At 61.3% G+C, this 26,603-nt stretch carries 26 protein-coding genes and 1 other RNA gene; 19 read left to right on the top strand and 8 right to left on the bottom strand.

What is annotated here, in order from left to right:
- Positions 1-25 precede the first annotated feature (25 nt).
- The 3 genes from ssrS to AC0N03_RS05620 form a co-directional block, all read right to left on the bottom strand.
- Positions 26-176, bottom strand: a non-coding RNA gene (gene ssrS, locus AC0N03_RS05630) — 6S RNA.
- 45 nt (positions 177-221) lie between these two features.
- Entirely contained in the window at positions 222-590 is a 369-nt protein-coding gene (locus AC0N03_RS05625) for a cell division protein ZapA (protein WP_474287594.1), read from the bottom strand.
- Positions 591-595: 5 nt separating this feature from the next.
- Positions 596-883 carry a DUF4164 family protein gene (locus AC0N03_RS05620; RefSeq protein ID WP_474287593.1) on the bottom strand — a complete coding sequence of 96 codons (288 nt, stop codon included), beginning with the start codon at positions 881-883 and terminating at the stop codon, positions 596-598.
- A 156-nt stretch (positions 884-1,039) separates the two neighbouring features.
- Between AC0N03_RS05620 and tkt the strand changes: the two genes are divergently transcribed.
- The 11 genes from tkt (at position 1,040) to AC0N03_RS05565 (ending at position 12,929) form a co-directional block, all read left to right on the top strand.
- Positions 1,040-3,022: a transketolase gene (gene tkt, locus AC0N03_RS05615; protein ID WP_474287592.1), complete on the top strand. Its 1,983-nt coding sequence runs from the start codon at positions 1,040-1,042 to the stop codon at positions 3,020-3,022.
- Positions 3,023-3,056: 34 nt separating this feature from the next.
- The gene (gap, locus tag AC0N03_RS05610) at positions 3,057-4,064 is read left to right on the top strand and encodes a type I glyceraldehyde-3-phosphate dehydrogenase (RefSeq protein ID WP_474287591.1); all 1,008 of its coding nucleotides are present in this window, start codon (positions 3,057-3,059) and stop codon (positions 4,062-4,064) included.
- An 85-nt stretch (positions 4,065-4,149) separates the two neighbouring features.
- Positions 4,150-5,313 (top strand): MFS transporter, encoded by a 1,164-nt coding sequence (locus tag AC0N03_RS05605; protein ID WP_474287590.1) that lies wholly within the window; start codon positions 4,150-4,152, stop codon positions 5,311-5,313.
- Between the two features lie 25 nt (positions 5,314-5,338).
- Positions 5,339-6,532 (top strand): phosphoglycerate kinase, encoded by a 1,194-nt coding sequence (locus AC0N03_RS05600; protein ID WP_474287589.1) that lies wholly within the window; start codon positions 5,339-5,341, stop codon positions 6,530-6,532.
- A 114-nt stretch (positions 6,533-6,646) separates the two neighbouring features.
- Positions 6,647-7,666 carry a class I fructose-bisphosphate aldolase gene (locus AC0N03_RS05595; protein WP_474287588.1) on the top strand — a complete coding sequence of 340 codons (1,020 nt, stop codon included), beginning with the start codon at positions 6,647-6,649 and terminating at the stop codon, positions 7,664-7,666.
- Between the two features lie 187 nt (positions 7,667-7,853).
- Positions 7,854-8,489, top strand: coding sequence for a thiamine phosphate synthase (locus tag AC0N03_RS05590; RefSeq protein ID WP_474287587.1), 636 nt, complete (start codon positions 7,854-7,856; stop codon positions 8,487-8,489).
- Positions 8,490-8,494: 5 nt separating this feature from the next.
- The gene (locus AC0N03_RS05585) at positions 8,495-9,403 is read left to right on the top strand and encodes a tetratricopeptide repeat protein (RefSeq protein ID WP_474287586.1); all 909 of its coding nucleotides are present in this window, start codon (positions 8,495-8,497) and stop codon (positions 9,401-9,403) included.
- Positions 9,404-9,590: 187 nt separating this feature from the next.
- Positions 9,591-10,382 carry an inositol monophosphatase family protein gene (locus AC0N03_RS05580; protein ID WP_474287585.1) on the top strand — a complete coding sequence of 264 codons (792 nt, stop codon included), beginning with the start codon at positions 9,591-9,593 and terminating at the stop codon, positions 10,380-10,382.
- Between the two features lie 105 nt (positions 10,383-10,487).
- Positions 10,488-11,459, top strand: coding sequence for a flagellar motor protein MotA (locus AC0N03_RS05575; protein WP_474287584.1), 972 nt, complete (start codon positions 10,488-10,490; stop codon positions 11,457-11,459).
- A complete protein-coding gene (locus AC0N03_RS05570; protein WP_474287583.1) occupies positions 11,459-12,484 on the top strand; it encodes a peptidoglycan -binding protein in 1,026 nt (341 codons plus the stop codon). The genes AC0N03_RS05575 and AC0N03_RS05570 overlap by 1 nt, the downstream gene beginning before the upstream one ends.
- Position 12,485: 1 nt before the next feature.
- On the top strand, positions 12,486-12,929 hold the full coding sequence (locus AC0N03_RS05565; RefSeq protein WP_474287582.1) for a GNAT family N-acetyltransferase: 444 nt from the start codon (positions 12,486-12,488) through the stop codon (positions 12,927-12,929).
- Here AC0N03_RS05565 and AC0N03_RS05560 read toward each other — a convergent pair.
- A complete protein-coding gene (locus AC0N03_RS05560) occupies positions 12,898-14,721 on the bottom strand; it encodes an ABC transporter transmembrane domain-containing protein (protein ID WP_474287581.1) in 1,824 nt (607 codons plus the stop codon). The genes AC0N03_RS05565 and AC0N03_RS05560 overlap by 32 nt on opposite strands.
- Positions 14,722-14,898: 177 nt before the next feature.
- Here AC0N03_RS05560 and rpmE point away from each other — a divergent pair, with 177 nt between their 5' ends.
- Positions 14,899-15,129, top strand: coding sequence for a 50S ribosomal protein L31 (gene rpmE, locus AC0N03_RS05555; RefSeq protein ID WP_474287580.1), 231 nt, complete (start codon positions 14,899-14,901; stop codon positions 15,127-15,129).
- Positions 15,130-15,218: 89 nt separating this feature from the next.
- On the opposite strand, the gene chpT is transcribed toward rpmE, so the two are convergent.
- Positions 15,219-15,881 (bottom strand): histidine phosphotransferase ChpT, encoded by a 663-nt coding sequence (gene chpT, locus AC0N03_RS05550; protein ID WP_474287579.1) that lies wholly within the window; start codon positions 15,879-15,881, stop codon positions 15,219-15,221.
- A 173-nt stretch (positions 15,882-16,054) separates the two neighbouring features.
- On the opposite strand from chpT, the gene cysQ reads away from it, so the two are divergent.
- The 5 genes from cysQ (at position 16,055) to AC0N03_RS05525 (ending at position 20,345) form a co-directional block, all read left to right on the top strand.
- A complete protein-coding gene (cysQ, locus tag AC0N03_RS05545) occupies positions 16,055-16,900 on the top strand; it encodes a 3'(2'),5'-bisphosphate nucleotidase CysQ (protein WP_474287578.1) in 846 nt (281 codons plus the stop codon).
- Between the two features lie 142 nt (positions 16,901-17,042).
- Positions 17,043-17,627 carry a DUF1134 domain-containing protein gene (locus AC0N03_RS05540; RefSeq protein WP_474287577.1) on the top strand — a complete coding sequence of 195 codons (585 nt, stop codon included), beginning with the start codon at positions 17,043-17,045 and terminating at the stop codon, positions 17,625-17,627.
- A 125-nt stretch (positions 17,628-17,752) separates the two neighbouring features.
- Positions 17,753-18,559, top strand: a complete 807-nt coding sequence (locus AC0N03_RS05535; protein ID WP_474287576.1) for an SDR family oxidoreductase — start codon at positions 17,753-17,755, stop codon at positions 18,557-18,559.
- Positions 18,560-19,384 (top strand): carbon-nitrogen hydrolase family protein, encoded by an 825-nt coding sequence (locus tag AC0N03_RS05530; RefSeq protein WP_474287575.1) that lies wholly within the window; start codon positions 18,560-18,562, stop codon positions 19,382-19,384. It begins immediately after the preceding gene.
- Between the two features lies 1 nt (position 19,385).
- A complete protein-coding gene (locus AC0N03_RS05525; RefSeq protein WP_474287574.1) occupies positions 19,386-20,345 on the top strand; it encodes an alpha/beta hydrolase in 960 nt (319 codons plus the stop codon).
- A 95-nt stretch (positions 20,346-20,440) separates the two neighbouring features.
- Here AC0N03_RS05525 and araD1 read toward each other — a convergent pair whose 3' ends face one another.
- From araD1 to AC0N03_RS05510, 3 genes are read right to left on the bottom strand one after another with little or no spacing between them, the layout of a single operon-like run.
- Entirely contained in the window at positions 20,441-21,424 is a 984-nt protein-coding gene (gene araD1 / locus AC0N03_RS05520) for an AraD1 family protein (protein WP_474287573.1), read from the bottom strand.
- A 20-nt stretch (positions 21,425-21,444) separates the two neighbouring features.
- Entirely contained in the window at positions 21,445-22,962 is a 1,518-nt protein-coding gene (locus AC0N03_RS05515; RefSeq protein WP_474287572.1) for a UxaA family hydrolase, read from the bottom strand.
- Between the two features lie 36 nt (positions 22,963-22,998).
- Complete coding sequence (locus AC0N03_RS05510; RefSeq protein WP_474287571.1) at positions 22,999-23,730, bottom strand: GntR family transcriptional regulator; 732 nt, start codon at positions 23,728-23,730, stop codon at positions 22,999-23,001.
- A gap of 136 nt (positions 23,731-23,866) precedes the next feature.
- On the opposite strand from AC0N03_RS05510, the gene AC0N03_RS05505 reads away from it, so the two are divergent.
- Both AC0N03_RS05505 and AC0N03_RS05500 read left to right on the top strand, forming a co-directional pair.
- Complete coding sequence (locus AC0N03_RS05505) at positions 23,867-25,051, top strand: fumarylacetoacetate hydrolase family protein (protein ID WP_474287570.1); 1,185 nt, start codon at positions 23,867-23,869, stop codon at positions 25,049-25,051.
- Positions 25,052-25,063: 12 nt separating this feature from the next.
- Complete coding sequence (locus AC0N03_RS05500) at positions 25,064-26,506, top strand: aldehyde dehydrogenase family protein (RefSeq protein WP_474287569.1); 1,443 nt, start codon at positions 25,064-25,066, stop codon at positions 26,504-26,506.
- Positions 26,507-26,603: the final 97 nt, after the last annotated feature.

Below are 26,603 nucleotides of genomic sequence, written 5' to 3'. Positions count from 1 at the left end.
TGTCTTGATTGCCGGAAAAGTCGGGTGCGAAGCCACAAAGCCGTGGGATATCGATCCCGGGAACCTACAAAGTAGGTGGGCGCCGTGTGCTCAAGCCCACGGGCAAGAACAGGAACAGCTCCCTGGGTGTCGATAAGGCCCCGAGTATACAATCCTCACAAACCCCGCAGCCTCGCCCTTGCAACATAGGACAGGCGGCGGCGAAATACTAGGGGGATGCTTTAGTCGGCGCGCGCGCCATTGAGCAGGGCGGCAGCGGATTCTATGCGCTCGGCCATGACGTCAAGGCTTTCCGAAACGGCGGAGAGCCAATCCTCGTTGGCCGATTGCTGGGCAGAGCCCAGATTGCGCAACTGACTGATCTCCTGCCGCAGACTGGCGATCTGCCGTTCGGACTCGACGACTTCGTCCGCCAGCGAAATCGCTGCCATGACAGCGATGCGCTGGTCGCCGATCTCGCCGAAAGAGCCGCGAAAATCCTCGATCTTCTGCTCGACGCGCTGGGCAAGCAGCTCAAGGTGGCCCTCCTCGCCCTCGCCGCAGGCCAGACGGTAGGGACGCCCGCCAATATTGACCGTGACATGAGGCATGGCGATCAGTCCCTTTCCTGAGCGGAGAGAATGGATTTTATCGTCAGGCTGGCGCGTTCGAGGCGTTTGGCGGCTTCGCGGGTGGCCTGCTCCAGCCGCCGGGCACGGGAGGCCGCCGATTCAAGCTCGATGCCGAGCCGGGCGCGGTCATCCTGCATGACGGCATATTCTTCCATCAGGTCCTGCTGGACGCGGTCGGCTGAAGAGCGCCGCTCCACGGCAGCGTCGAGATGATCAAGCGCCGTGGACAGGCGTCTCAATGTGGCTTCCAGACGATGCGGCAGAGATGTCATTTTTCTTCCTCCCGTCAAGTTAACGCCAGCGCCGAACAGGCGTCAATCCGCCAGAACGGCCTTTGCACAGGCCCTTTTGCGCGAATTGGAGATTGACACCCCCCGCTTCGATGCTATCAAGCGAGCGGGAGATTGCAGACTTCAGGAAAAACCTCAATGGCCAATCAAATCTCACATGCCGACATGGCGAATGCCATTCGCGCCCTGTCGATGGACGCTGTCGCCAAGGCAAAATCCGGTCATGCCGGCCTGCCGCTCGGCGCCGCAGACATTGCCACCGTGCTGTTCCGGGATGTGCTCAATTTCGACCCCAAGGACCCGCACTGGTTCAACCGCGACCGTTTCGTGCTGTCCGGCGGACACGGTTCGATGCTGCTCTATTCGCTGTTCTACCTGACTGGCACCAAGGGCATGAGCCTTGAGGACATCAAGGATTTCCGCAAGCTCGGATCGAAAACGCCCGGCCATCCCGAATATGGCCACACACTCGGCATCGAGACAACAACCGGCCCGCTGGGGCAGGGCATCGCCACCGCCGTGGGCATGGCTCTGGCCGAGCGCATGCTCAATGCCGAATTCGGCGATTTGTGCAATCATTACACCTATGTGCTGTGCGGCGACGGCGACCTGATGGAGGGCGTCAGCCAGGAGGCGATTGCCTTTGCCGGCCATTTCAAGCTCAACAAGATGATCGTCATCTACGATCACAACAGCATCACCATCGACGGGCCGGTCAGCGTCACCGATTCGGTCGATCAGATCGCCCGCTTCAAATCGGCCGGCTGGAATTCGTTCGCCATCGACGGGCATGACCCCAAGGCCATTCTGCGCGCCATCAGAAAGGCCCAGAAATCCGATAAGCCGACCATGATTTCCGCCAAAACCGTCATCGGCTTTGGCGAGCCCAATTTTGCCGGCACGGCCAAGGCCCATGGCGAAATTTCCGATGCGGAAGTTGCCGGAACCCGCGAAAAGCTTGGCTGGAACTATCCGGCTTTCACCGTGCCGGAAGATATTCACAAGGTCTGGCGCCGCACGGGCAACAGGGGCAAGCGCGCTCACAAGGCCTGGAAGCAGGCTCTTGCCGCCGCTCCCGGCGCTGTGCGCAGCGAACTTGAGCGCCGCATCTCCGGCACCCTGCCCGCCAATCTCGGCCAGGTTGTCGCCGAAGCCAAGAAGAAGCTGGCCACCGATGCCACCGAAATGGCAACCCGCAAGGCCGGCGAGGCCGCTCTGAAGGTTCTCGCGCCGCTGGTGCCCGAACTCGTCACCGGCTCGGCCGATCTCACCGGCTCGAACAACACCAAGATCGACGCGACCCCGGCGATTTCCGCCGGTCAGTTCAAGGGCCGCTACGTCCATTGGGGCATCCGCGAACATGGCATGGCCGCTGCCTGCAACGGCCTGTCGCTGCATGGCGGCATCATCGCCTCGGGCGCGACCTTCCTCGTGTTTACCGATTATGCCCGTCCGGCGCTCCGCCTCTCGGCGCTGATGGGCGCGCATGTCATCCACGCCATGACCCATGATTCCATCGGCCTTGGCGAAGACGGCCCCACGCATCAGCCGGTCGAACATCTCGCCTCGCTGCGCGCGATGCCGAATATGCTGCTGCTGCGCCCCGCCGACCAGACCGAAACGCTGGAAGCCTGGGAAACGGCGCTGCGCCACAAGAATACCCCCTCCATTCTCGCGCTGAGCCGGCAGAACCTGCCGCAGGTGCGCAAGACCTACAGCGAGGACAATCTCGTCGCCAAGGGCGCCTACGAACTGGCGCCCGCATCCTCCAAGGCCGCCGTGTCGATCTTCGCCTCCGGCTCGGAAGTCAGCGTCGCCCTCGCGGCACAGGCCCAGCTCGAAGCCGAAGGCATTGCGGCGCGCGTGGTGTCCGTGCCCTGCATGGATCTCTTCGCCCAGCAGCCGGAAAGCTACCGGCGCGCCGTCATCGGCACCGCGCCCATCCGCGTCGGCGTCGAGGCTGCCGTACGTCAGGGCTGGGACTGGATCATCGGCGAGCACGGCCTGTTCATCGGCATGAGCAGCTTCGGGGCCTCGGCTCCGGCCAAGGATCTGTTCAAGCATTTCGGAATTACGGCGGAAGCCATCGTCGCTGCCGTAAAAAAGCGTCAATCCGCCTGATTCACTCATCTTCCTGTTTCAAAAGGAGAGAAACATGACTGTTAAGGTTGCTATCAACGGCTTTGGCCGTATCGGCCGCAATGTTCTGCGCGCCATTGTCGAATCCGGCCGCAAGGACATTCAGGTCGTTGCGATCAACGATCTCGGCCCCGTGGAAACAAACGCCCATCTGCTGCGCTTTGATTCGGTGCACGGCCGCTTCCCGCATGAGGTAAAGGTTTCCGGCGACACGATCGATATCGGCACCGGCCCGATCAAGGTGACCGCCGTGCGCGATCCCGCCCAGCTGCCGCATGCCGCCATGGGCGTGGACATTGCGCTGGAATGCACCGGCATTTTCACGGCCCGCGACAAGGCCGCCGCGCATCTGACCGCCGGCGCGAAGCGCGTTCTCGTCTCGGCTCCGGCTGACGGCGCGGATCTGACCGTGGTTTTCGGCGTCAATCATGACAAGCTGACCAAGGATCATATCGTCGTCTCCAACGGCTCCTGCACCACCAACTGCCTCGCGCCCGTCGCCAAGATCCTCAACGATCTCGTCGGCATCGAACGCGGCTTCATGACCACCATCCATTCCTACACCGGCGACCAGCCGACGCTGGACACGATGCACAAGGACCTTTACCGCGCCCGCGCGGCCGCCCTTTCGATGATCCCGACCTCGACCGGCGCCGCCAAGGCCATCGGCCTCGTGCTGCCCGAACTCAAGGGCAAGCTGGACGGCGGCGCCATCCGCGTGCCGACGCCGAACGTCTCGGTGGTCGATCTCAAATTCGTCGCTAAGCGCGCCACCACCGTGCAGGAGATCAACGACGCCATACGCGCCGCCGCCAACGGCCCGCTCAAGGGCGTGCTCGGCTACACCGACCATCCGAATGTCTCGATTGACTTCAATCACAACCCGCATTCCTCGATCTTCCACATGGATCAGACCAAGGTCATGGACGGGACACTGGTGAGCATTCTCTCCTGGTATGACAACGAGTGGGGCTTCTCCAACCGCATGGGCGATACGGCTGTGGCCATGGGGAAGCTGCTCTGATCCCGTGACACAGACGGCACAAACGTCTCCCGGCGCACCCCCCGCGGGTGTGCCGCCAATTTCCGCTCACGAGGGCGCCGCCCTCGTGATACTGTTTTCATTGAGCCTTTCGCATATGCTCAATGACCTGATCCAGTCGCTGCTTGCGGCCATCTATCCGCTGCTCAAAGAATCGTACAGCCTCGATTTCCGCCAGATCGGCTATATCACGCTGGCGTTTCAGGGTACGGCCTCGCTGCTTCAGCCGCTCGTCGGGCTTTATACCGACAAGCATCCCAAGCCCTATTCGCTCGTCATCGGCATGTGCTGCACGCTGGTCGGCCTGCTGATGCTCTCCGCCGCCACAAGCTATGGCTTCGTGCTGATCGCCGCCGCGCTGGTCGGACTCGGCTCCTCCATCTTTCATCCGGAATCCTCGCGCATGGCGCGGGCGGCTTCGGGCGGGCGGCACGGCTTTGCGCAATCCCTGTTTCAGGTGGGTGGCAATTGCGGCTCGGCGCTCGGCCCGCTGCTTGCGGCATTCATCGTTGTGCCGCACGGCCAGAAAAGTCTTGTCTGGTTTTCAGGGGTGGCGCTGGTCGGCATGATGGTGCTGTTCAATGTCGGCCGCTGGTATGCCCGCAGGCTCAAGGCGCCGCGGGCGCTCTCCAGCATGCGGCGGCGCGTTATCGCGGAAAATCTCACCCCGGCCATCGTGCTGCGCTCGCTCGCGATCCTGATTGCGCTGATGTTCTCCAAATTCGTCTATCTGGCTGGCATGAATACGTTTTTTACGTTTTATCTGATGGACCGCTTTCAGGTTTCTGTCGGACACGCCCAGCTATACCTGTTTCTCTTTCTGGCGGCGACGGCTGCGGGTACGCTGCTGGGCGGCCCCGTGGGCGACCGCTTTGGCCGCAAGCCAGTGATTCTCGGCTCCATTCTCGGCGTGCTGCCGCTCACCCTGCTGCTGCCGCATGTCAATCTGTTCTGGACCGCGGCCCTGAGCATCCCCATCGGCCTTATTCTGGCTTCGGCATTCTCGGCCATCGTGGTCTATGCGCAGGATCTGGTTCCGGGCCGGATCGGCGTCATAGCCGGCCTGTTCTTCGGCTTTGCCTTCGGCATGGGCGGCGTCGGCGCCTCCATGCTGGGCATGCTGGCGGACCGGACCAGCATCGGCTTTGTCATCAATCTGTGCGCGTTTCTGCCCGCCATCGGTTTACTTGGCATCTTTCTGCCGCGCATAGCTTATAATAACCCGGCCTGAATCCGGCCAAACGAGAGGTTACCCCATGTCACAGTTCCGCACTCTTGACCAAGCTGACGTTTCCGGAAAGCGCGTTCTGGTGCGCGTTGACCTCAATGTGCCGATGGAGAATGGCCGCGTCACCGACGCCACCCGCATCGAGCGCATCCTGCCAACCCTGCGGGAGCTTTCAGGCAAGGGCGGCAAGATTATTCTGCTTGCGCATTTTGGCCGGCCCAAGAACGGCCCGGACGAGGAAAATTCGCTCAGGCCGGTGGCTGCTGCCCTGAGCCAGCACCTTGGCGCACCGGTCGCCTTCGCAACGGATTGTATCGGCGAGAGCGCTGCCAAGGCTGTTGCCGCCATGAACAACGGCGACGTGCTGTTGCTGGAAAACACCCGCTTCCATAAAGGCGAGGAAAAGAACGACCCGGCTTTCGTCGCCGAACTCGCTAAACTTGGCGACATTTATGTCAACGACGCCTTTTCCGCAGCCCATCGCGCCCACGCCTCGACGGAAGGGCTCGCCCACAAGCTGCCAGCCTATGCCGGACGCACCATGCAGCAGGAACTGGACGCCCTGACCAAGGCTCTGGAAGCCCCCACCCGCCCGGTGATGGCGGTTGTCGGCGGCGCGAAGGTCTCGTCCAAACTCGACCTGCTCGGCAATCTCGTCAGGAAGGTGGATATATTGGTCATCGGCGGCGGCATGGCCAATACGTTCCTCGCGGCGCAGGGCAAGGCCGTGGGCAAATCCCTGTGCGAGAAAGATCTTCTGGATACCGCCCGTTCCATTCTTGCGGGCGCGGCTGCAGCCGGATGCGAGATCGTGCTGCCTGTCGATGCGGCCGTGGCCCATGAATTCAAGGCTCATGCCAAGAGCCGCTTCACCGATGTGGATCATGTGCTCGCCGACGAAATGATTCTCGATATCGGGCCGAAATCCGTGGCCCATATCGAATCAAGGCTGGCCAGCGTCAAGACGCTTGTCTGGAACGGCCCGTTCGGCGCTTTCGAGCTGATCCCCTTCGATGCGGGCACAAATGCGGTGGCGCAGGCCGCGGCCCGCCTCACCGATGAGGGCCGGCTGCTTTCGGTGGCGGGCGGCGGGGACACCGTCTCGGCGCTCAATCAGGCCCATGCAGCCGAACATTTCACCTATATTTCAACGGCAGGCGGAGCGTTCCTCGAATGGCTGGAAGGCAAGGTGCTGCCCGGCGTCGAGGCCTTGCGAGCCTGAACTGCCGCTTCCGAAATTTTGTAAAAAGGCTATATTTCAGTCCTTTGTATCAATGCAGCAGCCGGTTATTTCCGGTAAGGAACCAGATATCAGGCTCAAGCCCCCGGAGGATATATGAATAAGGATCAATTGGTGAAAATCGCCCAGGCCATGGTGGCCGACGGCAAGGGCCTGCTCGCAGCCGATGAGAGCACGGGTTCGATCAAGAAGCGCTTTGACGCCGTGAAGGTTGAAAACACGGAAACAAACCGCCGCGACTACCGCGAGTTCATGTTCCGCACCACGCAGGCGATGACACAGGACATTTCCGGCGTGATCCTGTTTGACGAAACGATCCGCCAGAAAGCCGCCGACGGCACGCCGCTCGTCAAGATCATCGAGGCCGCCGGCTCGATCCCCGGCATCAAAGTGGATACGAGCCCGGTGCCCATGGCTGGCTTTCCGGGTGAAGTGGTGACCTCGGGCATTGACGGCCTGGCAGGCCGCCTCGCCGAATATTACGGCATGGGCGCGCGCTTCGCCAAATGGCGCGCCGTGATCGACATCGGCCGCGATATCCCGACCTTCGCCAATATCCGCGCCAATACGCATCTGCTCGCCCGTTATGCGGCGCTGTGTCAGGAAGCCAATATCGTGCCGATCGTCGAGCCGGAAGTGCTGATGGATGGCGACCATTCCATCGACCGTTGTTTTGAAGTCACCGAACTGGTGCTGAAAACCCTGTATGCCGAGCTTTATGAAGCCCGCGTCTTCCTGGAAGGCTCGATTCTCAAGCCGAACATGGTCATTCCGGGCAAGAAATGCCCGCAGCAGGCCACGCCGGATCAGGTCGCCGAATATACGGTGCGCGTGTTCAACCGCACTGTTCCTGCCGCCGTTCCGGGCATCATGTTCCTCTCGGGCGGCCAGAGCGACATTGAGGCCACAGCCAATCTCGACGCAATCAACAAGCGCGGCCCGCACCCCTGGAAGATCAGCTTCTCCTATGGCCGCGCCCTGCAGGCGGCGGCACAGAAGACCTGGGCCGGACATGCCGCCAATATTCCGGCGGCGCAGAAGGCTTTCGCACACCGCGCCCGCATGAACCGGCTCGCGGCTCTGGGCCAATGGTCGGAATCGCTGGAAAAGGCCTGAGAATCCGCGCCGTGCGGTCGCAGGCAATATGGTCTGCGATCGCGCGGCGCAAAGGTTCTGTGCGCCGGAAGTCGCTATCCCGCTGCGCGCTTAGCGGCATTTTCACGGCCATGAACGCCAGATTCATATTCTTGCCAATTTTGTCGCCACTATGCAGGGCTTGAGCTTTGCCTTAAAGACAGTGCCTATGTCCCATGTCCAACTCTTTCTCTTCACGCCGCGCCTGACCGAAGCGGATGCGTTTCTGCCGCAGCTCGAAGCGGCGCTTGATGCCGCGCCCGTCGCCTGTGTGCTGGTGCGTCTTGCCGCCCGCGACGAAAACAGCGCCAAGAAAATCCTCCGCGCGCTGGCCCCGGCTATCCAGAGCCGCAACGTCGCCCTCCTCATCGAGGACAACCCGCAACTCGCCGCCCGCACCGATGCCGATGGCGTGCAGGTCAGGGGCGCGGGACAGGAATTGCGGGACGCGATCGAAAGCCTCAAGCCGGAGCGCATCGTGGGCGTTGCAGGCCTCAAGAACAAGGACGACGCCATGACGGCCGGCGAACTCGATGTCGATTATCTGATGTTCGGAGAACCTTCTGCAGACGGCTTCGTGCAGAATATCGCACAGGTCGGCGAGCGCGTCCGCTGGTGGTCGGAACTGTTCAACGTGCCTTGCGTCGCTTATGCGCCGCGTCTTGCCGATGTGGCGGCGCTGACCACGGCCGGCGCCGATTTCATCGCCACGGGCGACTGGCTTTGGGCCGATCCGGCGGCCACGCCCGGTCTGGTGCGCCAGACAGCCGACATAATACGAACGCACGCCCCCGCCCTGCCATGAAGGTGATGCGCGCCATTCTCGCTGGCATACTTTCGGCGGGCCTGTTCATGCACGCGGCCTGCGCCGATCCGGCGCCAGACAAGCCGGATCTGGCCTATGGCGCGTTTCAGATGGGGCTCTATATCACCGCCTTCCGCGAGGCGACCAAGCGCATAGAAGCCGATCCCAATGACGGCCCGGCTATGACGCTGATCGGCGAACTCTATCGTGAAGGGCTCGGCGTCCGGCAGGACGATGTCGAGGCCGTGCGCTGGTTTGCGCTGGCCGCGCAGCGCGGCGATCCGCAGGGCCAGTTTCTGCTGGGCGCGGCGAAGCTGCAAGGCAAAGGCACGGTCAAGGACAGGGCCGCGGCGCGGGCATTATTCGAGCAATCAGCCGCCAAGGGCAATTCCGGCGCGCTTTACAATCTCGGCGTGATGGCGCTTGAAAGCACCGCGAAGGACAGCAATCCCGCCACTGCCGCCGGTTATTTCCAGCAGGCCGCCGATCTGGGCGATCTTGACGGCATGTATTCGCTCGGCCTGCTGTACAAGACCGGCAAGGGCGTCGACAAAAACCTGCCCAAGGCCGTGGAATGGTTCACCAAGGCGGCGCAGGAAAAGCATATCGGCGCCATGATCGAGCTTGGCCTGATGGAATTCAATGGCCTTGGCACGGAAAAGGACGAGACCGGCGCGGCCAACTGGTTCCTGCGCGCGGCGCAACTCAATAATCCGATTGCGCAGAACCGCATCGCGCGGATGCTCGCAGCCGGGCGCGGTGTGCCGATGAACAAGATCGAAGCCGCCAAATGGCATATTCTGGCGCGTGCGCAGGGCGAAAGCGACGCCTGGCTGGACAGCGTGCTCAATTCCCTTTCGCCCGAAGACAAGCAGAAAGTGAGCGAGCTTGTGCGCCAGTTTGTCGGGCGCTGACGGAAAAATGCTGCTGATTGTCGCGGATGGCTTGATTTAACAGGCGGGAAGATTGTAAAGCCTGTGTAATCCTTTCGGGTTTGCGCGCGCAATGTGCTGGCCGGCTGTTGCCGGACATGCTGAAACCGCCATTCCCTGCTGTTTGACCCTTTTGACCGGCGCCCTGCCGCCTACCTGCGAGATGACGATGATCCGTTCCGCCCTGATGAATGTGATGACCAGTGCCGTGCTCAAGACCGGCAAGACCCTGAAGCGCGATTTTGGCGAGGTGGAAAACCTGCAGGTTTCGGTCAAGGGCCCCGGCGATTTTGTCACCGCCGCCGACAAAAGGGCCGAGAAAACCTTGTTTGAAGAACTCTCCAAGGCCCGCCCAGGCTATGGCTTCATCATGGAAGAAGGCGGTGTCATCGACGGCTCGGACAAAACCCATCGCTGGATCATCGATCCGCTCGACGGAACCATGAATTTCTTGCACGCAATTCCGCAATTTGCGATTTCGGTCGCGCTCGAGCGCGAAGGCGTTCTGGTGGCCGGCGTGGTTTATAATCCGGCCAGCGACGATATATTCGTCGCCGAAAAAGGTCAGGGCGCCTTCCACAACAACCATCGTCTGCGCGTTTCCTCCCGCCGGGACATCTCCCAGTCCCTGATCGGCGGCGGCGTTCCGCACCTCGGCAAGGCCAAGGATCACGCCCTGTTCAAGCATGAACTGGCCAATGTCATGGCTAAAGCCGGTGCGATCCGCTCATTCGGCGCGAGTGCGCTCGATCTTGCCTATGTCGCCTCCGGACGTTTTGACGGGCTCTGGCAGCGCTGTCTGCAGATCTGGGATATTGCGGCCGGCGCGGTGCTTGTGCGCGAAGCGGGCGGCTATGTCTCGGATGCCGAGGACAAGGACCTGTCCACGGCCTCCGTCAGCGTGGTTGCGGGCAATGAATATATTCAGCGCGCGCTGCATGCCACGATCCGCGAGCGCTGAGGCGGCATAAGGCACTTGGCAGAGTGTTAAGCTGTCTTTACTCTTGGATCGACGCAGGAGATAAACAGGCGCGGCGGTGCCGCATGTGAACACCCGGGACATTTCATGGCAACGCAAGAGCTTGATCCCTACCGTTTGTCGTCGCCGAACATATTTCTGGTGCGCATGATCATCTTCATCGTGCTGGCCGGGTTCATAGCGCTTATTCTCTACCGTCAGATTCAGGTGGCCTTCATGGCCAATCCGGGTCTGAACGGTCTGATTATCGGCGTATTGCTGGTCGGCATTTTTCTGGCCTTGCAGCAGGTTCTGCGCCTGTTTCCCGAGATCCGCTGGGTCAACAGCCTGAACAAGGCCGCTGCCGGAGGGCTCACCTTGCCGCGCCCGCCGGTGCTGCTTGCGCCCATGGCCACGCTGCTTGGCGAGGAAGCCGGCGCCAAGGTGATTTCAACCGTAACCTTGCGCGCCATTCTCGATTCCATCGGGACGCGCCTCGACGAAAGCCGCGAAATAGCCCGCTACCTCACCGGCCTGCTGGTTTTTCTCGGCCTGCTCGGCACGTTCTGGGGCCTGCTTGAAACCGTTGGCTCCATCGGCAAGGTGATCCAGTCGATGCAGGGCTCGGGCGATACCAGCGTTCTGTTCGACAGCCTCAAGACCGGCCTCGCCGCGCCTTTGTCCGGCATGGGCATTTCATTTTCATCCTCGCTGTTTGGTCTTTCCGGCTCGCTGATTCTCGGTTTCCTCGATCTTCAGGCCGGACAGGCGCAAAACCGCTTCTACAATGAGCTTGAAGACCGCCTTTCCGCCACCGCAGCCGATCTGGCGCCGATGCCCGTGCACGGCCCGGCCTATTCGCCGGAACTGCGGCAAATTCTTGACCGGCTGACGGCCGACGCCGCCGGAGCGCGCAGCAATGCCTCCATGGGCCTGCTGGCCGAAGGCGTCCAGGGACTGGTGCAGCACATGCGCACCGAGCAGCAGATGATCCGCGATTGGGTGGAGGCGCAGGCCAACATTCAGACCGAGGTCAAGGAACTGCTGGAAAAGCTCAATTCCCGCCTTGAGAGGCCGTGATGGCGCGCCAGCGCCGCCGCGAGCGCGGCATTGATTACTGGCCGGGCTTTGTCGATGCGCTTTCGACAATGCTGCTGAGCATCATCTTCCTGCTGTCTGTCTTCATGATGGCGCAATTCTTTCTCTCGCGCGAGGTCTCGGGCAAGGACAAGCAGCTCACCAAGCTCAACCAGCAGATTGACGAACTCACGCAATTGCTGGCGCTTGAGCGCGTAATGAAAAACGACGCGCAGGCCAATGTCGCGGCGCTGACCGCCACGCTCGAGAAAAGCAACAAGGAGAAGGCTCATCTGCAGGCGCTGCTCGATGCCGGCTCGAATGACGCCTCCGGACTTGGCGGCCGTCTGGCCGAAAGCGAGAAGGCGCTCACCGCCGAGCGCGACATTTCCGCCCGCGCCGCGGCGCAGATCGATATACTCAATCAGCAGATCGCGGCGCTGCGCCGCCAGCTCGCCGCCATTCAGCAGGCGCTTGACGCCTCCGAGGCGCGCGACAAGCAATCGCAGGCGCGCATCGCCGATCTTGGCTCGCGGCTCAATGTCGCCCTCGCCCAGAAAGTGCAGGAACTGGCCCGCTACCGTTCCGACTTCTTCGGCCGCCTGCGTGAAATTCTCGGGGACAAACCCGGCATCCGGGTGGTTGGCGACCGCTTCGTTTTTGAGTCCGAAGTGTTGTTCGCGCCGGGTCAGGCCAGCCTGACCGATATCGGCAAAGCCGAAATCGACAAGCTCGCCGCGGCCATGTCTGACCTTGAAAAGGAAATTCCGCCGGAAATTCCGTGGATCTTGCGGGTGGATGGCCATACGGACAAAACCCCGCTTTCGGGCAGCGGCCAGTTCCGGTCCAATTGGGACCTCTCCTCGGCCCGCGCCATCTCAGTGGTGCAATATCTCATCACCAAGGGCGTCTCGCCACAACGTCTCGCCGCAGCCGGATTTGGCGAATTCCAGCCGATTGATCCGGGCGACAGCGAAGAGGCGCTGCGCCGCAATCGCCGCATTGAACTCAAGCTCACCGAGCGCTGAAATGACGCTGCTGCGCGACGTGCGGGACACGGATATGGCCAGCCTCGCCGATCTCTGGGTAAGAAGCTGGCAGAGTGTCGGGCTCGATATCGACTTCGAGGCGCGGCGCGATTGGCTTTTTCAGCATCTTACCGCGCTGAAAGCCGAAGGCAGCCGGATCATCGGCGCCTTTGACGAAGAGCATCTGAAAGGTTTCGTCACCATCCATCCGCTGACGGGACGGCTTGATCAGCTTGCGGTGCATCCGGATGCTTTCGGCTCCGGGCTTGCCCATGCGCTGATGAACGCCGCGCGGGACAATGCCCCCGGCTTCATCGTGCTGGATGTCAACGAAGCCAACCCGCGCGCGATACGCTTCTACGAACGCGAGGGATTCACGCGCGTTGGCGACGCAATCAGCCCGCTGTCCGGGCTCAGGACTCTTGCTCTGCGCTGGCAGGCCTGAGACCCGCCGCAGCCGTATCAAACTGCAGCCGGGCAAGGCGCGCATAAAGCCCGTCGCGGGCGACAAGCTCGGCATGGGTGCCTTCCTCGACGATGCGGCCCTCATCCATCACCACGATGCGGTCTGCCGAAAGCACGGTGGCCAACCGGTGCGCGATGACCAGCGTCGTGCGGTCCTTCATCAGATGATCCAGCGCCGACTGCACGAGAATTTCATTCTCGGCATCAAGCGCGGATGTGGCCTCGTCCAGCAGCAGGACAGTCGCATTCTTCAAAATGGCGCGGGCGATGGCCAGCCTCTGGCGCTGTCCGCCCGAAAGGGTCACGCCCCGCTCGCCGATCAGGGTATTGTAGCCCTGCGGAAGGTCATTGATGAAATCATGTGCCGCCGCCTGAACCGCAGCCTGCCGCACTTCTTCCTCGGTGGCGCCAGGCCGTCCGTAACGGATATTGTCGATGATGCCCGCGCCGAAAATAACCGGGTCCTGCGGCACCAAGGCCAGCGCCTGACGCAGATCGGTGAGCTTCAGCTGGCTGATGTCGATATCGTCGAGCAAAATGCGCCCCGACAAGGGATCGTAGAAGCGGAGCAGCAACTGGAAAAGTGTGGATTTGCCGGCACCGGACGGACCGACAATGGCCAGAGTTTCGCCCGCCCTGATGCGCAGCGAGAACTGCCGCAGGATAGGCCCCTCAAGACGGGTGGGATAGGCAAAATCCACATTCTCGAAGCGGATCTCGCCGCTGACCGGCTGCGGCAGGGCGCGCGGATGCGCCGGATCGGTGATCGCGGAATGGACGCCGAGAATTTCCGAAATACGGCCCGCGGCGCCTGCCGCCTGCGAAACTTCGCTCCAGACCTGACTGAGTTCACCCAGCGCACCAGCGGCAAAGAGCGCATAAAGCATGAACTGCACCAGAACGCCGCCGGTCATGGCGCCGGTGAGCACATCATGCGCGCCGAGCCACAGCACGAACACCACCGAACCAAAAATCAGGAACATGGCGACACCGGTGAGCACCGCGCGCGCCTGCGTGGTGTTGCGAGCGGCGGAGAACGCCTGCTCGACAGCATCGCCAAAACGCCGCGCCGTCATATCCTCGGCATGAAAGGCCTGCATGGTCTTGATCGCACCAATGCTCTCGGATGCAAAAGCGCTGGCATCGGCCAGCCTGTCCTGAGCGGCGCGCGAACGCGCCCGCACCTTGCGGCCGGATGCCACCAGCGGCAGAACAATCACCGGAATGGCGACCAGCACCAGCCCCGACAATTTGGGGCTGGTATAGACCATCATGATGATGGCCCCGGCGCCGAGAAAGAAATTGCGCAGCGCGATGGAGGCCGAAGCGCCGAAAGCGTCCTTGAGCTGCGTGGTATCGGCTGTGAGACGGGAGACGAGTTCCCCGACTTTGCTCGTATCGAAAAAGGCCGCATCGAGATGGGCCAGATGCTGGAAAAACGTGCGCCGGATATCGGCAATCACCCGTTCGCCGAGGGTGATGACAAGATAGTAGCGCGATGCCGACGCAAGCGCCAGCACACCGGCCACGGCCAGCAGCATCAGAAAATAGGTGTTGATGTGCGAACTGCTGGCGTTGGAAAAGCCATTATCCATGACGCCGCGCACAGCGGCGGGAAAGGTCAGTGTGGCGGCCGAAGCTGCGATGAGCGCGGCCAGCGCGCCCAGAATACGCCCGCGATAGGCCAGGGCGAAAGGCACCATGGGCAGCAGCGCCCGCAGCGAGGGTCTGGATTTGCTGGCATTTTCAGGAGAAGCGGCGGATGAGGTCATGCGCGAGGTATAAACTGTTCACCGGGTGGTTGCATCTGTTTGGTCTTAGCAACGCAAAAAATATCTTGCCATCTTGTTTCGCAGCGCGGCCTGCGGTATAGAGGCGCACTTCCGTCCCCGATGGATCAGAATTTGGTCTCAGCCTTGCAGGTTGAGAATGCCTCAAGGATTGGTATCATGAAAGAAAACACGCACCCCAATTACCACATGATCAAAGTGGTGATGACCGACAAGACCGAATATCTCACCCGCTCCACCTATGGCGCGGAAGGCGACACGCTCAATCTCGATATCGACCCCAAGACCCATCCGGCCTGGACCGGCGGTTCGGCCCAGCTTATGGACCGCGGCGGTCGTCTGTCGCGCTTCAACACCCGCTTTGCCGGAATCACCACAATCAAGAAGTAATTTTCTCTTCTTCACGAAATCAAGGGATTACAAGCTTGCTTGTGATCCCTTTTCGTTTTAGGCGCCTTTCGCGTGAGCGGGCGCCCCTCTCAGGATGCCAGCGCCAGATCGCCGCTTGCCGGAGAAGCCTCAAATATGATCCGGTCGGTTTCGGCGCGGGCGCTGATGCGCATTCCTGCGGCCTCGGCGACCATGGCCGTGTAGAAAGGCTGGATGGAATGGGCATCGACAGTGCCTTCGCTGCTGCCTTCAAGCAAAGCCGTCACGCCCTGCGCGAGGCGCATGTTGGGCCCGGATGCCTCAATGGTGACAGACATGCTTTCCGGTGTGCCGGTGACGCAGACATCGATGAGGCCGCCGCGCGGAATGGCCTTCGAGGCAATAAGACACAGGTTGAGAAGCAGCTTGACCTTGTTCTTGGGCAGATAGGCACGCGGCACCTGCCAGTTGATCTTGGTGCGGTCGTCGGCGAGCAGGCCATTGGCCACGTTGTGCGCATCGCCCGAGTCTATATCCGCGCCGGCAGAACCGGCTGCTCCGAAGGCAAGGCGGCAGAATTGCAGCTGGGCTGAGGCTTTGGCCGAGCTTTTCTTGACCAGATCAAGCGCCATGGCCCGCATTTCCGGATCTTTCTCGTCCTCGAGCATTTCAAGGCCATTGGCGATCGCGCCCACCGGGCTGATCACGTCATGGCAGACGCGCGAACACAGCAAGGCCGCAAGATCAAGTGAATCGATGGATAGTTTCAGCATTATCGTGTTCCGTCCGGATCTCGTTGAAAAATATCTGGCAATAGAGTTAACCGACTCGCATGTTAGGCGACAAGAGTTACTTGATTGTAAGAATTTCTCGTTTTTTGCTGTTAATTTCGGCGAAAACACAAGATAGATAACAAAATGTTCAATCGCCGCGAGAGACGACTGGTGTGACTGTTTCGCCCGATCCCGCCCATGACCGCATGATGCAGGCCTGCGCCGCTCTCGCTCTTGAGGCGGGAGAGAAAATTCTGGACGTGCGCCGGCAGGGGCCGCATGTCCGCTTCAAGAACGACCAGTCTCCGGTCTGCGAGGCAGACGAGCGGGCGGAAGCCGTCATTCTGGACGGTTTGTCCCGGCTTTATCCCGAAATTCCGGTGATTGCCGAGGAAGCCTTCACATTGCAGCCCAGAGGCTGCGCCGCACCCCGGTTTTTTCTGGTCGATGCGCTCGACGGCACCAAGGATTTCATCTCCGGACGCGACGGCTTTACAGTCAATATCGCGCTGATCGAGAATGGCGCGCCGCGTGTCGGCGTGGTGTTCGCCCCGGCGGCGGACGAGCTCTGGCTGGCCGCTGGCCGGGCCTTTCATGTCCGCGCTGGTGCGGGGGCGCAATTGCCGGAACGCGCGCTCTGGCAGCCTCTTGCCGTGCGCAAACGCCCGGCAGAAGGGTTGACGGCGCTTGCCAGCCGCGCCCATGGCGATGCCCGCAGCGACGCGCTTCTCGCGGCCCTGCCGGTCGCGGCATCTTTGCGCAGCAGTTCCTCACTGAAATTCTGCCGCATTGCCGAAGGCAAAGCCGATATCTATCCCCGCTTCAGCCCGATCATGGAATGGGATACGGCTGCAGGCGATGCCGTGCTTCGTGCCGCTGGCGGATGTGTGTTCGAGCGGGACGGCATGCCGCTCATTTACGGCAGGGCCGAGCGCGGCCATGCCAATCCCGGATTTGTCGCCGTCGGCGACCCGGCATTGCGCGAGGATGTGCTGCAGATCCTCAGCCAACTTGCATAAATCATTGTTGACCTGATAGAATCTCACAAATTTCGGGTGATTTGCCGGCTTTGCAAAATCGGCAACACAATCATGACACGATTTTGCAACAGGGTATTTTGACGAGAAGGGCCGAATCCGGGCCAGCTTGAAGGGGAAACTCATGATCAACCATGCGCGTCGGGCATTGATAGGTTCCATGGGCACATTGGCGGCGACGCTGATGATGGGTGCAGGCCCGCTGCTTGCCTATGAGGAAACACCGACGAAATTCTCAACTAATGAACTGGTCGACGATGGCAACCGCTTTTTCGGGACGGTCTCGCGCGGGCTGGCGCAGGGCATCGAAACCGCGACCAAGCGCTGGGGCCAGCCCAACGCCTATATTCTGGGACAGGAAGCCTCGGGTGCCTTCATCGGCGGCCTGCGTTATGGCGAAGGCAAGATGTATACCCGCAATGCCGGCGACCGCCCTGTATTCTGGCAGGGGCCGTCGATCGGCTTTGATGCTGGCGGCGATGGCGACCGCACCATGATGCTGGTTTATAATCTGCCGAGCGTGAGCGCCATTTTCCGCCGTTACGGCGGTGTAGACGGCTCAGCCTATTTCGTCGGCGGCTTCGGTTTTACCGCGCTCACGGCGGATAATATCGTCGTTGTGCCGATCAGGGCTGGCGTCGGTTTCCGGCTGGGCGCCAATCTCGGCTATCTGAAGTTCACGCCAAAGGCCACCTGGAACCCGCTCTGATTCTTTGCCTGTGCCGGTGTCTGCGCCTGCGCAGGCAAATCGTCACCTGAATGCGGTGGTCAGGCTTGCATTGCAGCGCCCGGCGAGGCAGGATTCCCCGATATTGACAAAGGAAAGGGGAATTCATGGTCCGGGGCCGTCTGGAAGGTAAAGTTGCGCTCATAACAGGCGCCTCGCGCGGCATAGGAAGAGGCATAGCCCAGCGTTTCGCCCATGAAGGCGCCAGCGTCGTCATCAACCACTTCCGCGATGAGGCTGAGGGCCGCAAGACGCTCGACAGCATCAGGCAAATCAGCAGCCAACGCAGTTTTGAGGCCAGCCACCAGCTGATTGACGCCGATATCGGCGACGAACCGGCGATTGACGCAATGTTCGACGAGGTTTTCAAGCACCATCGCCGTCTCGACATTCTGGTCAATAATGCCGGGTTCCAATTGCCGACAGCCGGGCACGACTTCGACAGCAAGACCTTCAATCAGATATTGGGAGTCGATCTCGTCGGGCCGGCGCTCTGCGCCCGGCGGGCGCTGCGCCAGTTTCTGGATCAGGGCTCGGGCTGCATCATCAACACCACCAGCGCGCATGAGATTATTCCCAAGCCGGGCTATCTGGCCTATTCCATCGCCAAGGGCGGTCTGGGCAGCATGACACGCACGCTGGCGCTGGAATATGCCGACAGGAACATCCGCGTCAACGCCGTCGGGCCCGGCGCAGTGCTGACCGACATGAATGCCGCATGGGCCAATGATCCGGAAAAGCGGGCCAGCGTCGAGAGCCATATTCCTATGCGGCGCGCCGCGACGATTGACGAAATATCGGGAATTTATGTCTTTCTTGCCAGCGACGACGCGGCCTATATTACCGGCCAGACCATCTTCGCCTGCGGCGGTCTCAGCCTCTACGGCGATTTCAAGGAAAATTGGGCCAGCTGAATGAAAATTTCTCTTATCCAGATGAATTCCGTGGCCGACAAGGCCCGCAACATTGCCGACGCCAGCGCGCTGATCGAGGCTGCCGTGCGCGACGAGCGCCCGGACTGGGTGCTGCTGCCCGAAACCTTCGACTGGGCCGGCGGTTCGCGCGCCGACAAGACCGCGGCAGCGGAGGTGATTCCTGGCGGGCCGGCCTATCGCGCCATGCAGGATCTGGCGAAAAAGCACCGCATTTTCATCCATGCGGGTTCGATACTCGAAAAAATCCCCGGCGAGGAGCGGCTCGCCAACACCAGCGTCGTATTCAACCGTGCGGGTGAGGAGGTGGCGCGCTATCGCAAGATCCACCTGTTTGACGTCACCACGCCGGACGGCAGCGGCTACAAGGAGAGTCTTGCCATCGCGCCGGGCGATGCGGTGGTCACCTATGATTGCGAAGGCATCACGGTGGGCTGCGCCATCTGCTATGACCTGCGTTTTGCCGATCTGTTTCTCGCGCTCGCCGAAAAGGGCGCCGAACTCATTGCCCTGCCCGCCGCCTTCACCCTGCTCACCGGCAAGGACCATTGGGAAGTGCTCTGCCGCGCCCGCGCCATAGAGACCGAAACCTATTTTGCCGCCGCGGCGCAGACCGGCACATTTCAGGTCGGCAACGAGGTGCGCGCTACCTACGGTCATTCGCTTGTCATCGACCCCTGGGGCCATGTCGTCGCCAAGGCCTCGGACGGCATCGGCACCGTGAGCACACGGATCGACAAGAAGCAGATTGAAAAGGTGCGCGGCCTCATTCCGGTGGCGCAGCACCGCGTCAGATTACGGGGATAGAATGAGCAAGATCAATCAGAATAAATTATTCGGGCCAGATGTGAAGCGCCTGCCCCAGATGCAGGCCATCGCCGAATGGCTGGCGCAAGCCGACAAGGATTTGCCTGACTGGCTCAATCTCCCCGTCGCCGAGGCGCGGGCGCAACAGGAACGGGGTTTTGCCCGCTGGACAACCAGCCTGCCGCAGGTGGCAGCCAGCCAGATGATCCGGGTGCCGGGTCTTGGCAACGATCCGGAGGTCGTACTGCAAAAAATTGTGCCGCCGAACGCCCGCTCCGGCGCGCTGCTCTATGTGCATGGCGGCGGCTGGGCCTTCGGCAGCCTTAAATCACATGAACGGCTGGCGCGGTTGCTGGCCATTCAATCCGGCTTTATCGTCTATCATGTCGATTACCGGCTTTCGCCCGAACATCCGTTCCCGGCGGGGCTCAACGACGTGCGGGCGGCCTGGCGCTGGATGGCGGCCGGGGAGCGCGGCCCGCTGCTGATCGGCGGCGACAGCGCGGGCGCCAATCTCGCGCTCAGCGCCTGCCTGCTGGAAGGCGAAGCGGGACGGCGCACGCCTGACGGGCTGCTGCTGTTCTATGGCGCCTTCAACACGGATTTCGATACGCCGTCCTACCTGCGCTTTGCCGAGGGCTATGGCCTGACACGCGCCCGGATGATGCGGTTTTACGAAATGTATTGCACCTACGACCAGCACAACGACCGGGCGGTCTCGCCGATCCTCGCCAGCGAGGCGGCATTGGCGAAACTGCCGCCGGTCTATCTCAATGCTGCGGGCCTCGATCCGCTGCTCAGCGACACACTCAATCTCGTCGCACGGCTGGAACAGGCCGGGACGTCCCATCAGTTCGACCTGTTCGAGGGGGTTCATCACGGCTTCATCCTGATGGACGAGAGGCTGGATGCCGCCAAAGACGCCATAGACAAGGCCGCCGCCTTCATGAAAGCCATGTGAGCGGCGGCGCGGGCCCTCATCTCAGATTGCCTTCATCCTTCGACAAGCTCAGGATGAGGCTTCGGCAAGCTCAGGATGAAGCGAATTTTTTCGCTTTACAGCATCCTCACCTTTGGCACTGATGCGGGCACAGTTTTCAGGCTGTTGCGCAGCGGCAGGCCGAAGGGCGCGGCTTCGATTTCAAAAATATCGCCGTCCTGCGTGCGCACATTATCCGAAAACGACAAGGTCGCGGTGCCGAAATAATGCACATGCACGTCTCCGGGGCGGCGGAACAGCGCATATTTGAAATGATGATGCTCAAGATTGGCGATGGTGTGGGACATATTCGCCTCGCCCGATATGAAGGGCTTGTCGAAAATCGCCTTGCCATCCCGCCAGATGCGCGACGTGCCGCGGATATCGGCGGGCAATTCACCGATGAGCAGTTCCGGCCCGATGCTGGAAACCCGAAGCTTGGAATGGGCAAGAAACAGATAATTCTGCCGTTCGGTGACGTGATCAGAAAATTCATTGCCCAGCGCGAAGCCCAGACGCACCGGAGTGCCATCCTCCGCGATCAGGTAGATGCCGGCAATTTCTGGCTCCTCGCCGCCATCGAGCGCAAAATCGGGCGAGAGCAGCGGGCTTTGCGGCGCGATCAGAGTCGACCCGTCGCCCTTGTAGAACCATTCCGGCTGTACGCCGATTTCGCCATTGCGCGGCTTGCCGCCCTCAAGACCCATCTTGAACATTTTCATCGAGTCGGTCAGCGTGGCGGCGTCGGCAAGATTTTTATGCATCTTGTCGCGGCCCTCGGCGGAGCCAAGATGGGTCAGGCCGGTTCCGGCCACCATCACATGCGCCGGATCCGCGTGATCAACGGGTGCGAGCACCTGTCCGGCGGCCAGAAGCGCCGCGAGATCCACCCGCTCGCCAGTGCCGCGCGCATTGATTTCAGCGGCCAGCGTACGGCCGTTTTTCAGCGCGCTGCGCGCCAGTTCATAAGTGGTGGCAACGCCGTTGACAATCCGGCTGTCGGCGTCGGAAACAACGAGCGCGCGCGCGCCGGAAGCTTGCCTGATCTGAGCTAAACGCATGAAATATTCCTATTTTTCAATTACATCGTTGCGCCGATTTGCCAAGGCACGAATTCGGCGTCGCCATAGCCCAGCGCTTCGGATTTGGAATGCTCGCCCGAGGCCATGCGCAGCAGCGCCTCGAAGATCTCGCGGCCCTTGGCCTCGATGGACACGCCGTCGAGCACATCGCCGCAGTTGATGTCCATGTCCTCGACCATGCGGTTATACATCTCGGTGTTCGTGGCGAGCTTCATCGACGGTGTGGGCTTGCAGCCATAGGCCGAACCGCGGCCGGTGGTGAAGGCCAGTATATTGGCGCCGCCGGCCACCTGCCCCGTTGCCGAGACGGGATCATAACCGGGCGTATCCATGAAGACGAAGCCCTTGGCCTTGACCTGCTCGGCATAGAGATAGACGCCATTGAGCGTGGTGGTGCCGCCCTTGGCGGCCGCGCCGAGCGACTTTTCCAGAATTGTGGTCAGGCCGCCCGCCTTGTTGCCGGGAGAGGGATTGTTGTTCATCTCGCCGCCGTTGCGGGCGCAATAATCTTCCCACCAATGGATACGCTCGACCAGCTTTTCGCCGATCTCGCGCGTGGCCGCGCGGCGGGTGAGCAGATGCTCCGCGCCGTAAATCTCCGATGTCTCGGAGAGGATGGCGGTACCGCCATGGCGCACCAGCAGATCGGCGGCGGCACCGAGCGCCGGATTGGCCGTGATGCCCGAATAGCCGTCCGAGCCGCCGCATTGCAGCGCCAGCATCAGTTCGGAAGCCGGAACGGTCTCGCGCCGCGCGGCATTGACGATCGGCAGCATCTCCTTGATGCGGGCAACGCCGGCCTCCACGGTCTTGCGCGTGCCGCCGGTGTCCTGAATGGTCATGGTGCGGAAATGGTCACCCTCGACAATGTTGAATTCCTGCTTCATGCGGGAAATCTGGAACACTTCGCAGCCCAGCCCGACAAGCAATACGCCGCCGATATTGGGATGCGAGGCATAACCCCATTGCGTACGCTTGAGCACGTCAAAGCCCTCGCCCTTGGCGGCCATGCCGCAGCCCGTGCCATGCACGAGTGGAATGATGCCGTCGATATTGGGATATTGAGCCAGAATGCCCGAGCGCTCGATTTCCTTGGCCATGAAGCGGGCCACGGTGGCAGAGCAGTTCACGCTGGTCAGAATCGCGATGTAATTGCGCGTGCCCACCTTGCCGTTGGCGCGGCGGTAGCCCTGAAAGGTCGCCCGCTGCTCAAGCGGCAGGATGTCCTCCTGCTTTGCGGCGGCAGCGAACTGATAATCGCGCGCAAAATCATGCATCACGACATTATGCTCGTGCACCCAGTCGCCGGGGGCGATATCCTCCGAGGCAAAGCCGATGATCTGGCCAAATTTGAGCACGGGCTGGCCCTTGGCGATAGGCGCGGCAGCCATTTTATGGCCGCGCGGGATGCGCATGCGCGCGATGACAGATTCGGCGCTCTGGCCGCTTTCGATAGGTTCCACCGCAACAATGACATTATCATCGCTGTGGAGGCGCAGGGAGCGAGGTCGGGTCATAACAGGTCTTTCAGTTGGTTTACAAAAACGGATGATTCAAGAAAACAATCCAGGGCGCTCGCGCACGACGGCCTCAAAAATAGCAATGGTCTGGCTCAGGTGCGCGCGCATGGCGGCGGCGGCCCCCGCCTCGTTGCGTTCCTCAATATTGAGCCAGACGGCCTGATGCTCCTTGAAAATAGCCAGAAGACGGCTCTTGGGCGGCGCGAGCAGGCGGCGGATGCGCTCGGCATGGGCGCGCAGGCCCTTCAGAATATCGCTGCTTTGCGTCAGATTGAGGCCGCTGACAATGATCTGGTGGAATTCGACATCCAGCGCGTTGAAGCCCTTGCTGTCCTCGGCCTCGGCCGCCGCCTTCTGATAGCGGATATTGCGGCGCAGCGCCTCGAACGCATCCTCGGGAAGGGAAATGGCGGCCTGTCCGGCGATATCGGCTTCAAGCGCGCGGCGGATCATCAGAAATTCGCGGGCGTCATGCACCGAAATCTTAGATACGAAAGACCCATGCTGCGGCTCGATCACCACAAGGCGCTCATAAGCAAGCCGGTTGATAGCCGTGGTGACCGGAAAGCGCGAGACATTGATCTGCTGGCACAGGACGGCCTTGTCGATCAGCATCCCCGGCTCCATCGTGCCGCTTAGAATAGCGTCGCGCAGATGATGATAGACCTGATCCGCCTTTGACAGACGCTGGGCGCTATGCGCATCCTGACTGGCGCGCCGGGCAAGGCCGGAGGGCGCATTGCCGATCGATTCCGCTGTCCCCATGATCACCACCAATTGCAGGCCGCCGCCGAATTTGAACTTTTTACAAATAACATTTGAGTGCTAGCATGTCAGAGGCTAAAGAAGCAATATTCCGACACTGGATTCAGCATTATTTCTGTCACGGGGATGCAATTAAATGACATCGGGCGCCATTTCCTTCAGTCTCGCCGAGAGCCTCCCCAATGATGCCGGCAGAGCCGCGCTTGCCGGGCGCGTGTGGCGGCCGGATGTCAGCGGCCCAGCGATCTGCGCGGTGCGCAATAACGAATTAATTGATATTTCAAGACAATTCCCCACGATGCGCGACCTGTGCGAAACGGCCGATCCGGCTGCCGCACTGCGTGCCGCCCATGGGGAGAGCCTCGGCGCTCTCGATGCGATCTTGACCAATTCGATCGAGGCGACGCGGAATGCCGCAAAGCCTTACCTGCTTGCACCCGTCGACCTTCAGGCCGTCAAAGCAGCGGGCGTGACCTTCGCCACCTCCATGCTGGAGCGCGTCATCGAGGAAAAGGCGCGCGGCGATGCGCTGGCGGCGGACGGCATCAGGCAGGAGATCACGCGTCTTGTCGGCGACGATCTTTCAAGGCTCCGGCCCGGTTCCGATGCCGCCATGCAGCTCAAAGCGCTGCTCATCGAGAAGGGCGCCTGGTCGCAATATCTTGAGGTCGGCATCGGCCCCGACGCCGAAATTTTCACCAAGGCGCAGCCCATGTCCTCGGTGGGGTTTGGCGCGGATGCGGGCCTGCACCCGATCTCAACCTGGAACAACCCTGAGCCGGAAATGGTGCTCGCCGTTGCCAGCACGGGCCGGATCGTCGGCGCGACGCTGGGCAATGATGTGAACCTGCGCGATGTCGAGGGCCGCTCCGCCCTGCTGCTCGGCAAGGCCAAGGACAATAATGCCTCCTGCGCGCTCGGGCCGTTCCTGCGCCTGTTCGACGCGGATTTTACGCTGGATGACGTGCGCGGCGCGCATATCCGGCTCAATGTCGAGGGCGAGGACGGATTTTCCCTCGAAGGCGGCAGTTCCATGACAAAAATCAGCCGCGACCCCGCCGATCTGGTGCGGCAGATGATCGGGCCGCATCATCAATATGCCGATGGCGCGGTGCTGTTTCTGGGCACCATGTTCGCGCCCATCAAGGACCGGGACGCGCCGGGCAAGGGCTTTACCCATAAAACCGGCGATATCGTGCGTGTTTCGACGCCGCGGCTCGGCACATTGCTCAACCGGATGCAACTTTCCACCCAATGCGCGCCCTGGACATTCGGGGTGAGTCACCTCATGCGCAATTTAAGCTCACGCAAACTGCTCTGAACAGGAACAATCATGACGGACATGTTTAAAAACTTCATCGCCGGCGACTGGGTCAACGGCGCCAAGACCACGCTGAATGTCAACCCTTCCGACACGGCGGATATTATCGGCGCCTATGCACAGGCCGACGAAGCCCAGACGCTCACCGCCATCGAAGCCGCCAAGAACGCCTTCAGGCATTGGTCGGTCTCGACACCGCAGCAGCGTTTTGACGCGCTCAACAAGATTTCGGCGGAAATTCTTGCCCGAAAGGAAGAACTGGGCCGCCTGCTGGCACGCGAGGAAGGCAAGACGCTGGCCGAGGGCATTGGCGAAGCCGCCAGAGCCGGGCAGATTTTCGCCTTTTTCGCTGGCGAGGCGCTGCGCCTTTCCGGCGACAAGGTGCCCTCCGTGCGCCCGGCCATTGATGTTGAGGTGACGCGTGAGCCGCTGGGTGTGATCGGGCTCATCTGCCCGTGGAATTTCCCCATCGCCATTCCGGCATGGAAGATCGCTCCGGCGCTGTGCTACGGCAATTCGGTTATTTTCAAGCCGGCCGATCTGGTGCCGGGCTGCGGTTATGCGCTGGCCGAGATCATTTCCCGCGCCGGACTGCCGCAGGGCACGTTCAATCTCGTCATGGGCCGCGGCTCGGTGGTCGGCCAGACCCTGCTCACCCATAAGGACGTGACCGCCATCAGCTTCACCGGTTCGGTCGGCACAGGCCGCAAGGTGGCGGAGGCCTGCCTGAAGCGCATGGCCAAGTTCCAGCTTGAGATGGGCGGCAAGAACCCGCTCGTCGTGCTTGACGATGCCGATCTCAAGACCGCGGTCGAAGTGGCGGTCAACGGCTCCTATTTTTCCACCGGCCAGCGCTGCACGGCCTCCTCGCGCCTCATCGTCACGGAGGGCATTCACGACCGGTTTGTCGAGGCGGTGTCCGAACGCCTCAAGAGCCTCAATGTCGGCCATGCCCTGAAGCCCGAAACGCAGATGGGTCCGGTGGTGGATCAGAGCCAGCTCGATCAGGATCAATCCTATGTCGATATTGGCCGCAAGGAAGGCGCAAAGCTGGCCTGGGGCGGCGAATTGCTCAACCGCGAGAACCCCGGCTTTTACATGGCCCCGGCCTTGTTCACCGAGGTCAGCAACAACATGCGCATCGCCCGAGAGGAAATTTTCGGCCCTGTGGCTGCAGTGATCCGCGCCAAAAATTATGAAGAGGCGCTGCATATCGCCAACGACACCGAATTCGGCCTTGCTTCAGGTATCTGCACCACCAGCCTGAAACATGCGTCGCACTTCAAGCGTCACGCCGAAGCCGGCATGGTGATGGTGAACCTGCCCACGGCAGGCGTCGATTACCATGTACCGTTCGGCGGGCGCAAAGGCTCCTCCTATGGCCCGCGCGAGCAGGGCAGATATGCCGCCGAATTCTTCACCACTGTGAAGACGGCCTACACGTTCGCAGGATGATTCTGCGGCGGGATGTTTCCGCGTTCTGATACTGGTTCCTCACCCTTCGACAAGCTCAGGGTGAGGTTCTGGTGTCGAGGGTGAGGCCTTAAAAAAA

Source organism: Methylocystis sp. sgz306128, from assembly GCF_056032725.1.
Note: the sequence above shows the minus strand (reverse complement) of the source record. Positions and strands in the feature narration are given on the sequence as shown.

Excerpts from the sequence above, each read along its gene's own strand:
- AC0N03_RS05625 (WP_474287594.1), bottom strand. The coding sequence starts at position 590 with ATGCCTCATGTCACGGTCAATATTGGCGGGCGTCCCTACCGTCTGGCC.
- AC0N03_RS05620 (WP_474287593.1), bottom strand. The coding sequence starts at position 883 with ATGACATCTCTGCCGCATCGTCTGGAAGCCACATTGAGACGCCTGTCC.
- tkt (WP_474287592.1), top strand. The coding sequence starts at position 1,040 with ATGGCCAATCAAATCTCACATGCCGACATGGCGAATGCCATTCGCGCC.
- gap (WP_474287591.1), top strand. The coding sequence starts at position 3,057 with ATGACTGTTAAGGTTGCTATCAACGGCTTTGGCCGTATCGGCCGCAAT.
- AC0N03_RS05600 (WP_474287589.1), top strand. The coding sequence starts at position 5,339 with ATGTCACAGTTCCGCACTCTTGACCAAGCTGACGTTTCCGGAAAGCGC.
- AC0N03_RS05595 (WP_474287588.1), top strand. The coding sequence starts at position 6,647 with ATGAATAAGGATCAATTGGTGAAAATCGCCCAGGCCATGGTGGCCGAC.
- AC0N03_RS05590 (WP_474287587.1), top strand. The coding sequence starts at position 7,854 with ATGTCCCATGTCCAACTCTTTCTCTTCACGCCGCGCCTGACCGAAGCG.
- AC0N03_RS05585 (WP_474287586.1), top strand. The coding sequence starts at position 8,495 with ATGCGCGCCATTCTCGCTGGCATACTTTCGGCGGGCCTGTTCATGCAC.
- AC0N03_RS05580 (WP_474287585.1), top strand. The coding sequence starts at position 9,591 with ATGATCCGTTCCGCCCTGATGAATGTGATGACCAGTGCCGTGCTCAAG.
- AC0N03_RS05575 (WP_474287584.1), top strand. The coding sequence starts at position 10,488 with ATGGCAACGCAAGAGCTTGATCCCTACCGTTTGTCGTCGCCGAACATA.
- AC0N03_RS05570 (WP_474287583.1), top strand. The coding sequence starts at position 11,459 with ATGGCGCGCCAGCGCCGCCGCGAGCGCGGCATTGATTACTGGCCGGGC.
- AC0N03_RS05565 (WP_474287582.1), top strand. The coding sequence starts at position 12,486 with ATGACGCTGCTGCGCGACGTGCGGGACACGGATATGGCCAGCCTCGCC.
- AC0N03_RS05560 (WP_474287581.1), bottom strand. The coding sequence starts at position 14,721 with ATGACCTCATCCGCCGCTTCTCCTGAAAATGCCAGCAAATCCAGACCC.
- rpmE (WP_474287580.1), top strand. The coding sequence starts at position 14,899 with ATGAAAGAAAACACGCACCCCAATTACCACATGATCAAAGTGGTGATG.
- chpT (WP_474287579.1), bottom strand. The coding sequence starts at position 15,881 with ATGCTGAAACTATCCATCGATTCACTTGATCTTGCGGCCTTGCTGTGT.
- AC0N03_RS05540 (WP_474287577.1), top strand. The coding sequence starts at position 17,043 with ATGATCAACCATGCGCGTCGGGCATTGATAGGTTCCATGGGCACATTG.
- AC0N03_RS05535 (WP_474287576.1), top strand. The coding sequence starts at position 17,753 with ATGGTCCGGGGCCGTCTGGAAGGTAAAGTTGCGCTCATAACAGGCGCC.
- AC0N03_RS05530 (WP_474287575.1), top strand. The coding sequence starts at position 18,560 with ATGAAAATTTCTCTTATCCAGATGAATTCCGTGGCCGACAAGGCCCGC.
- AC0N03_RS05525 (WP_474287574.1), top strand. The coding sequence starts at position 19,386 with ATGAGCAAGATCAATCAGAATAAATTATTCGGGCCAGATGTGAAGCGC.
- araD1 (WP_474287573.1), bottom strand. The coding sequence starts at position 21,424 with ATGCGTTTAGCTCAGATCAGGCAAGCTTCCGGCGCGCGCGCGCTCGTT.
- AC0N03_RS05515 (WP_474287572.1), bottom strand. The coding sequence starts at position 22,962 with ATGACCCGACCTCGCTCCCTGCGCCTCCACAGCGATGATAATGTCATT.
- AC0N03_RS05510 (WP_474287571.1), bottom strand. The coding sequence starts at position 23,730 with ATGGGGACAGCGGAATCGATCGGCAATGCGCCCTCCGGCCTTGCCCGG.
- AC0N03_RS05505 (WP_474287570.1), top strand. The coding sequence starts at position 23,867 with ATGACATCGGGCGCCATTTCCTTCAGTCTCGCCGAGAGCCTCCCCAAT.
- AC0N03_RS05500 (WP_474287569.1), top strand. The coding sequence starts at position 25,064 with ATGACGGACATGTTTAAAAACTTCATCGCCGGCGACTGGGTCAACGGC.